General features: G+C 61.7%; 14 protein-coding genes. 8 read left to right on the top strand and 6 right to left on the bottom strand.

Annotated elements, in window-relative coordinates:
* Positions 1-46: 46 nt before the first annotated feature.
* From dgcA to QR290_RS27200, 3 genes are all read right to left on the bottom strand, one after another.
* On the bottom strand, positions 47-2,107 hold the full coding sequence (gene dgcA, locus QR290_RS27190) for a dimethylglycine demethylation protein DgcA (protein WP_085688582.1): 2,061 nt from the start codon (positions 2,105-2,107) through the stop codon (positions 47-49).
* 15 nt (positions 2,108-2,122) lie between these two features.
* Entirely contained in the window at positions 2,123-2,653 is a 531-nt protein-coding gene (locus tag QR290_RS27195) for a 4-vinyl reductase (RefSeq protein WP_003177589.1), read from the bottom strand.
* A 77-nt stretch (positions 2,654-2,730) separates the two neighbouring features.
* Positions 2,731-3,708, bottom strand: coding sequence for a dipeptidase (locus QR290_RS27200; RefSeq protein ID WP_007959776.1), 978 nt, complete (start codon positions 3,706-3,708; stop codon positions 2,731-2,733).
* A 234-nt stretch (positions 3,709-3,942) separates the two neighbouring features.
* On the opposite strand from QR290_RS27200, the gene QR290_RS27205 reads away from it, so the two are divergent.
* Both QR290_RS27205 and QR290_RS27210 read left to right on the top strand, forming a co-directional pair.
* Entirely contained in the window at positions 3,943-4,344 is a 402-nt protein-coding gene (locus QR290_RS27205; protein ID WP_115080012.1) for a lysozyme inhibitor LprI family protein, read from the top strand.
* Positions 4,345-4,391: 47 nt separating this feature from the next.
* Entirely contained in the window at positions 4,392-4,808 is a 417-nt protein-coding gene (locus tag QR290_RS27210) for a DUF3010 family protein (RefSeq protein WP_102685736.1), read from the top strand.
* On the opposite strand, the gene QR290_RS27215 is transcribed toward QR290_RS27210, so the two are convergent.
* On the bottom strand, positions 4,809-5,981 hold the full coding sequence (locus QR290_RS27215; protein WP_289203957.1) for a hypothetical protein: 1,173 nt from the start codon (positions 5,979-5,981) through the stop codon (positions 4,809-4,811).
* A 68-nt stretch (positions 5,982-6,049) separates the two neighbouring features.
* Positions 6,050-6,994 carry a GlxA family transcriptional regulator gene (locus QR290_RS27220; RefSeq protein WP_115079454.1) on the bottom strand — a complete coding sequence of 315 codons (945 nt, stop codon included), beginning with the start codon at positions 6,992-6,994 and terminating at the stop codon, positions 6,050-6,052.
* A 192-nt stretch (positions 6,995-7,186) separates the two neighbouring features.
* On the opposite strand from QR290_RS27220, the gene choX reads away from it, so the two are divergent.
* From choX to QR290_RS27250, 6 genes are all read left to right on the top strand, one after another.
* The gene (choX, locus tag QR290_RS27225; RefSeq protein ID WP_115079455.1) at positions 7,187-8,131 is read left to right on the top strand and encodes a choline ABC transporter substrate-binding protein; all 945 of its coding nucleotides are present in this window, start codon (positions 7,187-7,189) and stop codon (positions 8,129-8,131) included.
* A gap of 118 nt (positions 8,132-8,249) precedes the next feature.
* Positions 8,250-9,137 (top strand): 3-keto-5-aminohexanoate cleavage protein, encoded by an 888-nt coding sequence (locus QR290_RS27230; protein ID WP_289203958.1) that lies wholly within the window; start codon positions 8,250-8,252, stop codon positions 9,135-9,137.
* A 70-nt stretch (positions 9,138-9,207) separates the two neighbouring features.
* Entirely contained in the window at positions 9,208-10,173 is a 966-nt protein-coding gene (locus tag QR290_RS27235; RefSeq protein WP_007959763.1) for an L-carnitine dehydrogenase, read from the top strand.
* A 223-nt stretch (positions 10,174-10,396) separates the two neighbouring features.
* The gene (locus QR290_RS27240; RefSeq protein WP_289203959.1) at positions 10,397-10,873 is read left to right on the top strand and encodes a thioesterase family protein; all 477 of its coding nucleotides are present in this window, start codon (positions 10,397-10,399) and stop codon (positions 10,871-10,873) included.
* Between the two features lie 24 nt (positions 10,874-10,897).
* A complete protein-coding gene (locus tag QR290_RS27245) occupies positions 10,898-12,061 on the top strand; it encodes a gamma-butyrobetaine dioxygenase (RefSeq protein WP_289203960.1) in 1,164 nt (387 codons plus the stop codon).
* Positions 12,062-12,462: 401 nt separating this feature from the next.
* Positions 12,463-12,723: a hypothetical protein gene (locus tag QR290_RS27250; RefSeq protein WP_115079459.1), complete on the top strand. Its 261-nt coding sequence runs from the start codon at positions 12,463-12,465 to the stop codon at positions 12,721-12,723.
* Between the two features lie 76 nt (positions 12,724-12,799).
* Here QR290_RS27250 and QR290_RS27255 read toward each other — a convergent pair whose 3' ends face one another.
* Positions 12,800-13,903: a GlxA family transcriptional regulator gene (locus QR290_RS27255; RefSeq protein ID WP_007959756.1), complete on the bottom strand. Its 1,104-nt coding sequence runs from the start codon at positions 13,901-13,903 to the stop codon at positions 12,800-12,802.
* Between the last annotated feature and the right edge of the window lie 153 nt (positions 13,904-14,056).

The raw sequence follows: 14,056 nt of genomic DNA on the forward strand, positions 1-14,056 counted from the left end.
TCGTTCTTCGCGAGCAAGCCCGCTCCCACATTGGTTCGGTGTGGTTTTAGAAATCCTTGCACAACCGCAGGGCGTCATAGATCGCAGCGTGGGTATTACGCTGCGCCACGCAGTCACCGATGCGGAACAGCAGGTAACCGTCGCCATTGCTGCTCAGCGAAGGTTGCGGCTGGATCGCGAACAACGCCTCGACGTCGATCTGGCCCTTGTTGCGCGAGCCGTCCTTGAGGGCGTAGTAGATTTCTTCGTCCGGGCGCACGCCGTTCTCGACGACCACCTGATCCACCACCCGCTCCTCTTTGGCGCCGGTGTATTCGTTCTCCAGCACCGCGACGAGTTTGTCGCCTTCGCGGTAGACCTTCTCCAGCATCATGTCGCCGGTCATGATCACTTCTTTCGGGTACATGCTGCGGTAGTAGGTCGGGAACGATGTACCGCCGATGGCCACGCCCGGCTTGATGTCGTCGGTGACGATCTCGACCTGGCTGCCCTTGTCGGCGAGGAAGTCGGCCACCGACATCCCGGTGAACTCGCAAATGGTGTCGTAGACCAGCACGTTCTTGCCCGGCGCAACTTTGCCGTCGAGCACGTCCCAGCTGCTGACGACCAGCCCTTCGGCGGCGCCCCAGTGTTCGTTCTGCTCCAGGTACGGATGACCGCCGACCGCCAGCACCACGATGTCCGGACGCAGGTCCATGATGGTGTCGGCATCTGCAGCAGTGCCCAGACGCAGGTCGACTTTCAGCCGCGCCAGCTCCAGCTGGAACCAGCGGGTGATACCGGCGATCTGGTCACGCTGCGGCGCTTTCGAGGCGGTAGTGATCTGGCCGCCGATGAATTCTTTCTTCTCGAACAGGGTCACGTCGTGGCCGCGTTCGGCTGCCACGCGAGCAGCTTCCATTCCCGCCGGGCCGGCACCGACAATCACCACCTTGCGTTTCGGCCCGGTGGATTTCTCGATGATGTGCGGCACGCCCATGTATTCACGGGAGGTCGCGGCGTTCTGGATGCACAGCACGTCCAGGCCCTGATACTGACGGTCGATGCAGTAGTTGGCGCCGACGCACTGTTTGATCTGGTCGACCTGGCCCATCTTGATCTTGGCGATCAGGTGCGGGTCGGCGATGTGGGCGCGGGTCATGCCGACCATGTCGACGTAACCGCCCTCCAGAATCCGCGTGGCCTGGTTCGGGTCCTTGATGTTCTGTGCGTGCAGCACCGGGACCTTGACCACTTCCTTGATCCCGGCCGCCAGGTGCAGGAACGGCTCCGGCGGGTAACTCATGTTCGGAATCACGTTGGCCAGGGTGTTGTGGGTGTCGCAACCCGAGCCGACGACGCCGATGAAATCGAGCATGCCGGTGTCGTCGTAATACTTGGCGATCTGCTTCATGTCTTCGTGGGACAGACCGTCCGGGTGGAACTCGTCACCGCAGATGCGCATGCCGACACAGAAATCGTCACCGACTTCGGCGCGCACGGCTTTCAGGACTTCCAGACCGAACTTCATCCGGCCTTCGAAAGTGCCGCCCCATTCGTCGGTCCGCTTGTTGACGCGCGGGCTCCAGAACTGGTCGATCATGTGCTGGTGCACGGCCGACAGTTCAACACCGTCCAGGCCACCGGCCTTGGCGCGGCGCGCGGCTTGCGCGTAGTTGCCGATCACCCGCCAGATTTCTTCCGGCTCAATCGTTTTGCAGGTAGCGCGGTGCACCGGTTCACGGATGCCCGACGGCGACATCAGGGTCGGCCAGTGGAAACCGTCCCAACGGGAGCGACGGCCCATGTGGGTAATCTGGATCATGATCTTGGCGCCGTGCTTGTGCATGGCGTCGGCGAGATTCTGGAAGTGCGGGATGATCCGGTCGGTGGACAGGTTCACCGAACTCCACCATTGCTGAGGGCTGTCGATCGCCACCACGGACGAACCGCCACAGATCGCCAGGCCGATGCCGCCCTTGGCTTTCTCTTCGTAGTATTTGACGTACCGCTCGGTGGTCATGCCGCCGTCGGTCGCGTAGACCTCGGCGTGCGCAGTGCTGAGCACGCGGTTGCGGATGGTCAGTTTGCCAATCTGGATCGGCTGGAACATTGCTTCGAAAGCCATGGCGGGTTCCTCGACTTACAACGGCTTGACGATAAACAGGCCGTCGTCGTGGCCTTCTTCGGAGCCACCGTAAACCTGCTCGGCCACGGTGCGGATCTTGCTGCCGCGAGCGGCGAGGATCTGGTCCATGGCACCGGCAAACCAGCCGGTGAACATGTAGTCGACCTTGCGCCCGACCTTGCCGTAGACGTAGACGAACGCCGAGTGTTCGAGCTTGACGCTGGCGGTACCTTTGTCGAGGTCGATGTCCTGGATCTTGAACAGGCCCCAGCCGCGCTGCGACAGGCGCTTCATGTAGTGCTCGAACACCGCGACGCCTTCCAGGCCGTGGCACTCGGCTTCTTTTTCACACCAGTGCCAGGCGGATTTGTAGCCGGCCTTGTAGAGGATTTCGGCATAGGCGTCGGCGCCCAGCACTTCCTCGATGCCCATGTGGTTGTTGACGAAGAAATGCCGTGGCACGTACAGCATCGGCAGGGCGTCGGAGGTCCAGACACCGGTCTCGCTGTCGACTTCGATTGGCAATTGCGGGGCGATCTTGGCCATGGAAACTTAACTCCAGAAAAATTTTGGTGTTGCCCCCGGCGCGGACGGCCGGAGGAAAGTATTCGGGAAGCGGCGGCTTACTCGCCCCAGACGTCTTTCAAGACGTTGACCCAGTTTTCGCCCATGATCTTGCGTACCACTCGCTCGGAGTGGCCGCGCTTGAGCAGGGTTTCGGTCAGGTTCGGGAACTCGCCGACAGTGCGGATGCCCAGCGGGTTGATGATCTTGCCGAAGTTGGTCAGACGGCGGGCGTAGCCCTTGTCGTGGGTCAGGTATTCGAAGAAGTCCTGACCGTGACCCTGGGTGAAGTCGGTGCCGATGCCGATGGCGTCTTCGCCGACGATGTTCATGGTGTATTCGATGGCCTCGGCGTAGTCGTCGATGGTCGAATCGATGCCCTTGGCCAGGAACGGCGCGAACATGGTCACGCCGACGAAACCACCATGGTCGGCAATGAACTTAAGCTCTTCATCGGACTTGTTGCGCGGGTGCTCTTTCAGCCCCGACGGCAGGCAATGGGAGTAGCAGACCGGTTTTTTCGATTCGAGGATGACTTCCTCGGAGGTCTTGGAACCGACGTGGGACAGGTCGCACATGACGCCGACACGGTTCATCTCGGCGACGATCTCGCGACCGAAGCCCGACAGGCCGCCGTCACGTTCGTAGCAACCGGTGCCCACCAGGTTCTGGGTGTTGTAGCACATCTGCACGATGCCGACGCCGAGCTGCTTGAACACCTCGACATAGCCGATCTGGTCTTCGAACGCGTGGGCGTTCTGGAAGCCGAAGAGGATGCCGGTCTTGCCCTGCTCCTTGGCCTTGCGGATGTCGGCGGTGGTGCGGACGGGGATTACCAGGTCGCTGTTTTCACGGATCAGTTTCTGGCTGGCGGCGATGTTGTTGACCGTGGCCTGAAAGCCCTCCCACACCGACACGGTGCAGTTGGCCGCCGTCAGACCGCCCTTGCGCATGTCTTCGAACAGCTCGCGGTTCCATTTGGCAATGATCAGACCGTCGATAACGATGCTGTCGGCGTGTAATTCGGCTGGGCTCATCAGGCGTCCCCTTATTGGCGATTCATGCGCCGAATCGTCTGCCGGCGCTTTGGGGCCAGCATATGCCTCGGTGCGCGACCAGCCGGGTGCAAAAACGACAGGGGAATTGCCGAAAGCGTCAATCCGCGACAAAGGGTCGCCAACCGGTCCGACCGGCCACCTGTTCAAGCCCGCGAGCTTGAGCCAGAATCTGCCGCATCCCGGAAACACCACTGGATTAGAGCGGCGACATCAATGAAATCGATCTTCCTGGCCCTGGCCCTGATTGCAACCGGCGTACACGCCGCCGAAGAGTCCGACAACAACCCGTGCGATGCGGTGGAAAACGACGTCCAGACCCTGGAATGCTCGACCTACAGCCGCACCACCGCCGAGGACCTGCTCAAGGACAATTACGCCAGCCTGAACGAGCGCATGCAGACCACCTACGGCAAGAACCCGGCGCAACTGGCCGACATCACCGCAAAACTCAAAGCCGCCCAGCAACAATGGCTGAAAACCCGCGACGCCGACTGCGCCGTAGAAGCCTTCCCGGCGACGGACGGCAGCAAGGCGTTCAAGATTGCGCAGAACGATTGCGTGGCGCGAATGAGTGACGAGCGGTCGGAGTTTTTGGAGTCGATCGGGCAGGAGTGAGGGCTTGAGCTGTAAGCTGCACTTCTTCAGCCAATCAAGGGGTTCACATGAACATCTGCGGTATCGAAATCAAAGGCAGTGAAGCGATCATCGCCGTGGCGTCCCTCGACGGTTCGGTGTTGAGCCATGTCGCTCTGAGCACCAAGAAAATCGCGCTGGACGATGACGACGAGGCGGCCAACGTCAAACTGTTCGCGGCTCAGGTGGCGTCGTTCGTGCGCGAGAACTCCATCGATCGCATCGCGATCAAGAAGCGCAGCAAGAAGGGCGAGTTTGCCGGTGGGCCGACCACATTCAAGATCGAGGGCGTGTTTCAGTTGCTGGACGGTTGCGAGGTGACGCTGCTGTCGCCGCAGACGATCAATGCCCAGGCCAAGAAGCACAATTTCGAGCTGCCGGGCACGCTGAACAAGTATCAGCATGAAGCCTACAAGGCTGCGTGCTCGGCATTGGTGAAGAAGTAACTAGCGCGCTTTACGTGCGCTCAGCCAGTCGCCGAAGGACTTGTCTTCCAGCGCATAGCCACCACGGCTCGACTTCCACACCAGCTCCTTTTCGCGCAGGGCATCGATGCAGGCCTGAATGGTCTGGGTGCCCGGCACCACGTCGCTGCCCAGGTTTTCCAGTGCCTTGCTGACCGCGATAAGCGTGCTGTCGGTGAACGGTGCAAAAGGCTCGTTGTTCTGTGAGCGCTCCACCATCACTTCCAGCACGGCGCGCTGAGGGATGGTCAGCGCGTTCCAGGCGCTCTCGAACTCGGTCCACACGCCTGCGCGCAACAATTCGGCACGGCTTTGCAGCAGCTGCCCCAGATTGCTGGCCTCACCCAGCTCCAGCGCGACTTCGCCGATGATGGTGCGCAACATTTCCGGGCGACGACCTACCAATTCGAAGGCCTCATCGATATCGGCCGCACTGAACTGGTTGGTCTCGGCCAGATGGGCGTTGAGGTGCAAGGTGTACGCCTGGGTGAACTCTTTTCCCAGCAACGGAAAGGGCGTAATGCTTGAGCCGAAAAACGGTTGGCTCTTGCCCAGCACCAGATGGGCGAGTTTGTCGCGATTGGAACCGGTGAACACCAGATGCAAACCGCTTCCCTCGCCTTCACGCCCCTGGTTGAGCTGATCCCGCGCTGCCTTAAGGGCAAACATCGCGTTGATGCCCGCGGCGGTGGTGAGCGCGTGCTGAGCCTCATCGATCACCAGCACTACGGATTTTTCGGCGGCACTGTGGAGCAGTTCCAGCGCTTGCGTCAGGGTCGCGCCCGCCGGCAGTTGCGGCTTGGTGAAATCCCAGGACAAGGTGCGCAGGAAGCTGAGTTTCTCGATGCCGATATTCTTCGCCAGTTTGCGGATGCCCCGTTCAAAGGGGACCAACGCGCCTGCAATGGCACTGGCGATCAGGTCAGCGGGGTCTTTTTCCTTGTCGGCCCACAGGTCGACGTAGACCGTCAGCCAGCCTCGGGCCTGGCATTCCGGGATCAGATCCTCGCGCAGAAAGGTACTTTTGCCGGTGCGACGCGGCGCTGCCAGAAAAAGGCCGGAGGTGAAATCCTGCAGACCTGCACCCACCAGACCATCGGCAACGCTGCGGGCCAGAGCGGGGCGGCGGAAGACGAAGCCGTTGTTTCGGGACATGGTTTTACACTCAATTATTCAAACGACTGTAATTTATACCTAAAAGTATAATTAACTATAATCGCCCGTCAAACGGCCTCCCGTCGCCGGTCCTCCCGTGGACACCGGGCAAATTTCGCCCGATAGCTGCGGGTGAAATACGACGGTGATTCAAACCCGCAGGCGATGCTGACTTCCAGCACGCTCATGTCGGTCTGGCGCAACAGGTGCCGGGCCTTTTCCAGCCGCAAGCGCAGATAGAAATTGCTCGGCGTGTCGTTCAGATGCAGCCGGAACAACCGCTCCAGTTGCCGCCGCGTCACCTTGATCGATTCCGCCAGTTCCAGCGTGCTCAGCGGCGGTTCGCTGTGCTGCTCCATCTCGCCAATCACATGCACCAGTTTCTTGTTGCTGATGCCGTAACGCGTGGCGACTTCCATGCGCTGGTGGTCCTTGCGCGGACGAATCCGCCCCAATACGAATTGCTCGCTGACCTGGATCGCCAGTTGCGGGCCGTGGGCCTGGGCGATCAGGTCGAGCATCAGGTCGATGGACGCGGTGCCGCCGGCGGACGTGATGCGCCGACGGTCGATCTCGAACAGCTCCTGGGTGACGCTGAGCTGTGGATAAGATTCCTTGAAGGCGTCGATGGCTTCCCAGTGCAGGGTCAGGCGATGCCCCTCGAGCAGGCCCGCTTCGGCGAGGACAAAGCTGCCGGTGTCGATGGCGCCGAGGGTCACGCCTTCGTTGTCCAGCCGTCGTAGCCAGTGCTCCAGCGCCGGGGTGGCGAATTTCAGTGGCTCGAACCCGGCGACCACCAGCAACGTCGCCCCTTTCTTCAGCGGCTCCAGCGCCGCATCAGCGTTGACCGACATCCCGTTGCTCGCCAGCACCGCCCCGCCATCGGCACTCAAGACGTGCCATCGGTACAGCTCGCCGCGAAAGCGGTTGGCCACCCGCAGCGGTTCGATCGCAGAGATGAAACCGATGGCGGAAAAACCCGGCATCAACAGAAAGTAGAAATCCTGGGACATGGTGCGCACTCGGTCAGCGGGTAGCGTGCAACGTTGATACGCCAGTTGTCGGCGGCATTCAAGAGCACAGGTCGCTGCAGTGCAAGAGCTGGTCGCCGCAGTGCGTTTTTACGGGGACGTTGCTGCGTAACTTGGCATCACCGACACGAAAGATGTCGGAACCCACAATAACGACCTGCCGAGGAACCCGACATGAAACGACTGATCAGCAGCTGTGTTCTCGCACTCAGCGGTACCGCGTTTTTAAGCGCCAGCGTCATGGCAGCCGATTCCGCATCGTGTCAGAACGTGCGCATGGGCGTGGTGAACTGGACCGACGTGATCGCCACCAGCGCCATGGCTCAGGTGCTGCTCGACGGCCTCGGCTACAGCACCAAACAGACCAGCGCCTCTCAGCAAATCGTTTTCGCCGGCATCCGCGACCAGCGTCTGGATCTGTTCCTCGGCTACTGGAACCCGCTGATGACCCAGACCATCACCCCGTTCGTCGACGCCAATCAGGTCAAGGTGCTGGAAGCGCCAAGCCTCAAGGACGCCCGCGCCACCCTCGCCGTGCCGACTTATCTGGCGGACAAGGGCCTGAAAACCTTCGCCGACATCGCCAGGTTCGAGAAAGAGCTGGGTGGCAAGATCTACGGCATCGAGCCAGGCTCGGGTGCCAACACCCAGATCAAGGCGATGATTGCCAAGAACCAGTTCGGCCTCGGCAAGTTCCAGCTCGTGGAATCGAGCGAGGCCGGCATGCTCGCCGCCGTCGATCGCGCGGTGCGCCGCAAGGAAGCCGTGGTGTTCTTCGGCTGGGCGCCGCACCCGATGAACGTCAACGTGCAGATGACCTATCTGACCGGCAGCGATGACGCCCTCGGCCCGAACGAAGGCATGGCCACCGTGTGGACCGTCACCGCGCCGAAATACGCCGAACAATGCCCGAACGTCAGCCGCCTGCTGAGCAACCTGACGTTCACCGCCGAAGACGAGAGCCGGATGATGCAGCCGCTGCTCGATCACAAAGACGCTTTCGAATCGGCCAAGCAATGGCTCAAGGATCACCCACAGGACAAACAGCGCTGGCTCGAAGGCGTCACCACTTTCGATGGCAAACCGGCGGCTGAAAACCTCCAGCTCACCAGCAAATAAACCTCAATTGAAAAGCCCCTCACCCTAACCCTCTCCCGGAGGGAGAGGGAACTGACCGACGTTTCGCAGCCCGCCACGGGCTGCGAACAGACCCATCACGCCTGAAGGAAAACGCACCATGAATCACGACGTCATCATCACCTGCGCACTCACCGGTGCTGGCGACACGACCGCCAAGAGCCCTCACGTGCCGGTCACTCCAAAGCAAATCGCCGCCGCCGCAGTGGAAGCGGCCAAGGCCGGCGCCACGGTCGTGCACTGCCATGTCCGCGACCCGCAGACCGGCAAGTTCAGCCGCGATGTGGCGCTGTACCGCGAAGTCATGGAGCGCATCCGCGAAGCCGACGTCGACATCATCGTCAACCTCACTGCCGGCATGGGCGGCGACCTGGAAATCGGCTCGGGCGAGAACCCGATGGAGTTCGGCCCGAACACCGATCTGGTCGGCCCGCTGACCCGCCTGGCCCACGTCGAAGAACTGCTGCCGGAAATCTGCACCCTGGATTGCGGCACCCTGAACTTCGGCGACGGCGACACCATTTATGTCTCCACCCCGGCCCAGCTGCGCGCCGGCGCCAAACGCATCACCGAGCTGGGCGTGAAGGCGGAGCTTGAGATTTTCGACACCGGTCACCTGTGGTTCGCCAAACAGATGATCAAGGAAGGCCTGCTCGACAACCCGCTGTTCCAGCTGTGCCTGGGCATCCCGTGGGGCGCGCCGGCCGACACCACCACCATGAAAGCCATGGTCGACAACCTGCCAGCCGACGCGGTGTGGGCCGGGTTCGGCATCGGCCGGATGCAGATGCCGATGGCCGCGCAAGCGGTACTGCTCGGCGGCAACGTGCGGGTTGGTCTGGAAGACAACCTGTGGCTGGACAAAGGCGTGCTGGCGACCAACGGCCAACTGGTCGAACGCGCCACCGAAATCCTCAGCCGCCTCGGCGCCCGTGTGCTGACCCCGGCTGAAGGTCGCAAGAAGATGGGCCTGACCCAGCGCGGATGAAATCACCCTTTCCCCCGGTGGGAGGGCAACTGACTCCCACCGTTTTTTTGCCTCATTCCAGGAAGTGACCATGAGCTTTATCACCGAAATCAAAACCTTCGCAGCACTGGGCAGCGGCGTCATCGGCAGCGGCTGGGTCGCCCGCGCCCTCGCCCACGGCCTCGACGTGGTGGCCTGGGACCCGGCGCCGGGTGCCGAAGCGGCGCTGCGCAAACGCGTGGCCAACGCCTGGGGCGCACTGGAGAAAAACGGTCTGGCGCCGGGCGCTTCGCAGGATCGCCTGCGCTTTGTGGCGACCATCGAAGAGTGCGTGCGCGATGCGGATTTCATCCAGGAAAGCGCCCCGGAACGCCTCGAACTGAAACTGGAGCTGCACAGCAAGATCAGCGCAGCGGCCAAGCCGAATGCCTTGATCGGCTCCAGTACCTCGGGCCTGTTGCCGAGCGAGTTCTACGAGAGCTCGACCCACCCGGAGCGCTGCGTGGTCGGTCACCCGTTCAACCCGGTTTACCTGCTGCCATTGGTCGAAGTGGTCGGCGGCAAGAACACCGCACCGGAGGCCGTGCAGGCCGCGATGAAAGTCTACGAATCCCTCGGCATGCGCCCGCTGCATGTACGCAAGGAAGTGCCGGGCTTCATCGCCGACCGCCTGCTTGAAGCGCTGTGGCGCGAGGCGTTGCACCTGGTCAACGACGGCGTGGCGACCACCGGTGAAATCGACGATGCGATCCGCTTTGGCGCTGGTCTGCGCTGGTCGTTCATGGGTACGTTCCTGACTTATACCCTGGCCGGTGGCGATGCCGGCATGCGCCACTTCATGTCGCAGTTCGGCCCGGCGTTGCAGTTGCCATGGACATACCTGCCGGCACCGGAACTGACCGACAAGTTGATCGACGATGTGGTGGATGGCACCAGCGATCAACTGGGCCGGCACAGTATTTCGGCGCTGGAGCGCTATCGTGATGATTGCTTGCTGGCGGTGCTTGAGGCGGTGAAGACCACCAAAGAGAAGCACGGGATGAGTTTCAGCGAGTGATGTGTCTGGCTTGAGACCGCTGCCCTCACCCTAACCCTCTCCCAGTGGGAGAGGGGACTGACCGAGTTGTTCTTTCGAGTTACGCCGACCTGCGGCACCGAGCCGAACACAGGCTTTGAAAAGCCCCCGATCTGCTCCCTTTCCCCTCTCCCCCTTGGGGAGAGGGCTGGGGTGAGGGGTGGCTTTTGATCTTGATGACCATTCAACTGCCGGAACAAACATCATGCCCACCCTCACAACCTACCAAACCCGCATCATCCCCGACTGGGTCGACTACAACGGCCACCTGCGCGACGCTTTCTACCTGCTGATCTTCAGCTACGCCACCGACGCCCTGATGGATCGCCTCGGCATGGACAGCAACAACCGCGAAGCCAGCGGCCACTCGCTGTTCACCCTCGAACTGCACCTCAACTATCTGCACGAAGTGAAGCTCGACGCCGAAGTCGAAGTGCGCACGCAGATCATCGGCCACGACCAGAAACGCCTGCACCTCTATCACAGCCTGCACCTGGCCGGCGGTGACAAGGAACTGGCCGGCAACGAACAGATGCTGTTGCACGTCGACCTCGCCGGGCCAAGCTCCGCACCGTTCACTCCGGACACCCTGGGTCGCCTGCAAGCCATCGTCGCCGAGCAGGCCGATCTGCCCGCGCCTGCTTACATCGGCCGGGTCATCGCCCTGCCCTCAGCCCGGTAAATCCATCCATCGCAAGGAGCCGCCATGCACACCGCCGCCGCAGTTGCCGATTTCCGTACTTATCCGTTGATCAGCGCGCTGAACGGCGTGCAGACCCTGGCGGACCGCGTCCTGATTGAATGGGCCGACGGGCGCGTCAGCCCGTTCCACCACGTGTGGCTGCGCGACAACTGTCCGTGTCCGCACTGCGTCTACAGCGTCACCCGCGAGCAGGTGTTCGAGATCGTCGATGCAGCGCATGATCTTTCGCCCTCCGCCGCGCATATCGACACCGATGGCTGCCTGCGCATCGACTGGCAGGACGGCCACCTCAGCCGCTTCGATGCAGGCTGGCTGCGGGCCCACGCCTACGACGACGAATCCCGCACCGAACGCCTCGCCGCCAAGCCGAAACCCTTCCTGTGGCACAGCGATTTGCAGTTGCCGGTGTTCGACTATGCAGCGCTGATGAACGACAACGCCGCGCTGCTGCAATGGTTGCTGGCGGTACGCGACATCGGCTTGACCCAAGTGCGCGGCGTACCCACCGAACCCGGTTCGCTGAAGCTGATCGCCCAGCGCATTTCGTTCATCCGCGAGAGCAATTTCGGCGTGCTGTTCAACGTGCAATCCAAGGCCGATGCCGACAGCAATGCCTACACCGCTTTCAACCTGCCATTGCACACGGACCTGCCGACCCGCGAGCTGCAACCGGGGCTGCAATTTCTGCATTGTCTGGTGAACGATGCCGAGGGTGGCGAGAGCATTTTCGTCGACGGTTTTGCGATTGCCGAAGCGCTGCGTCAGGAAGATCCCGCGTCGTTTCAGGCGCTGTGCGAGATCCCGGTGGAGTTTCGCAACAAGGACCGCCACAGCGACTATCGCTGCCTGGCGCCGATTTTTGCCCTGGATGCCTTGGGCCGGGTCGCGGAAATCCGCATGGCCAACTTTCTGCGCGGCGCGTTCGACACGTCAGTGGAGCAAATGCCGCTGCTGTATCGCGCTTACCGGCGCTTCATCGCCATGACCCGCGAACCACGATTCCGGGTCATGCAGCGGCTCAATCCGGGCGAGCTTTGGTGCTTCGACAACCGCCGCACCCTGCACGCGCGCAATGCGTTCGCCCCGACCACCGGGGCCCGACATTTCCAGGGCTGCTACATCGACCGGGATGAATTGCTGTCGCGGATTCTGGTGTTGCAGCGCTAGACCGCGTCATCGTTCTTCGCGAGCAAGCCCGCTCCCACATTTCACCGCGTTCCCATGAATGAACGCGGTCACCTGTGGGAGCGGGCTTGCTCCGGGCGGCGTTCCGACGAAAGCGTCAGATCCAGCAACACACCTATCCCGGATTCACAGGCAAAAAAAGCCCCGATACAAGCCGTGACAGGATCGGGGCGAGGGTACTGTTGAGGAGCTGCCGTGGCGAGGGTGACCAAACCTTCGTGAAGCGAGCTGAGTCCAGTGTGCCCACTCCCCTGGCCGGCAAGTTAGCCGAAAACGACATGCTCATAGCCAATGTGGACACTGCGACAAATCGCCCTTGCCGTGCCTGGGCAGGCCTACCAGAATCGAACCACGACCTCCGTTGCCGAAGAAGGATTCGCGTCATGATGTATGCCGATTTGATCGATCAGGAAGACCTGTTGGGCCAACTCAAGTCGTTGGGATTCGAAGTACCGTCGGGCTCCAATGCCCAGCAGGCCTGTGAGTGCGCGGTGCGGGGGCTGGACGATGTGCGGGCCAACACGCTGCGCACCATGGTCAAGCAGATGTACACCAGCAGCGCGAGTATTCAGCCGACCGTGCGCGAAGCCATCGACAAGCAGTTGCTGCCGGCACTGGCGCAGTACCAGCAAACCCGCGCCTGACATCTGACCAAAAAAAGATCGCAGCCTGCGACAGTGCCTTTCCTGAAGGCGCTGTCGCAGGCTGCGATCTTTCGTTTTAGAGGCGCACGCTGGCGAACGTCGACTCGTTGCGTGCCTGGCTCAGCGCCGACATCGGCCCGGACAGCGGCGACATCACGATGGCTTGCGGAAGCGGCATCATCGCTACCTGCTGGGTGGTGTTGGAGCCAACACGCTCGTCACGCGGCGGAATGCCGAAGTATTCGCGGTAGCACTTGGAGAAGTGCGGCGTCGAGACGAACCCGCAGACCGACGCCACTTCGATGATCGACATCGGCGTCTGCTTCAGCAATTGCCGGGCACGGATCAGGCGCAGTTTGAGGTAGTAGCGCGACGGCGAGCAGTGCAGGTATTTCTGGAACAGGCGCTCGAGCTGGCGACGGGACACCGCGACGTAAACCGCCAGTTCGTCGAGGTCGATCGGCTCTTCCAGATTGGCTTCCATCAGCGCGACGATTTCCTGCAGTTTCGGCTGGTTGGTGCCGAGCATGTGTTTGAGAGGCACGCGCTGGTGATCCTGCTCGTTGCGGATGCGTTCGTAGACGAACATTTCCGAGATCGCGGCGGACAGTTCACGGCCGTGATCGCGGCTGATCAGGTGCAGCATCATGTCCAGCGGCGCGGTGCCGCCGGAGCTGGTGAAACGGTTGCGGTCGAGGGTGAAAAGACGGGTGCTCATCGCCACGCGCGGGAAAGCTTCCTGCATCGCCGCCAGACATTCCCAGTGCACGCTGCAATCGAAACCGTCGAGCAGGCCGGCGCAGGCCAGGGCCCAGCTGCCGGTGCACACGGCGCCAAGGCGGCGCGACTGACGCGCCTGGCTTTGCAGCCACGAGACATGTTCACGGGTAACGGTGCGTTGAATGCCGATCCCGCCGCACACGATGATGGTGTCGAGGGCCGGGGCTTTGTGCATGGAGGCGTCGGGAGTGATCTGCAGACCGTCACTGGCCCAGACCTGGCCGCCATCGACAGTGAGGGTGGTCCAGCGATACAGCTCGCGACCGGACAACTGGTTGGCCATGCGCAGCGGTTCGACTGCGGAAGCCAGGGAAATCAGCGTGAAATTGTCCAGCAGCAGAAAGCCGATGGATTGAGGCGCACGGTTCTGGGGTTGAGCCCCGGAGTTGAACGACGTCATCGCGGTATCTCCTCACACAAAGCGGGTGATGGCCTCAGGCGGAGGCTCTTGTTATTGCCATCGTTCTCTTGCGTGAGACGGGCTTTGTTATGACAGAGCAATTGCCATGCCTAAATTTGAATGGCTGTTCAATAACTCCTGAAAACGACGTCG

The organism is Pseudomonas fluorescens (assembly GCF_030344995.1).
GTDB classification, from domain to species: domain Bacteria; phylum Pseudomonadota; class Gammaproteobacteria; order Pseudomonadales; family Pseudomonadaceae; genus Aquipseudomonas; species Aquipseudomonas fluorescens_BF.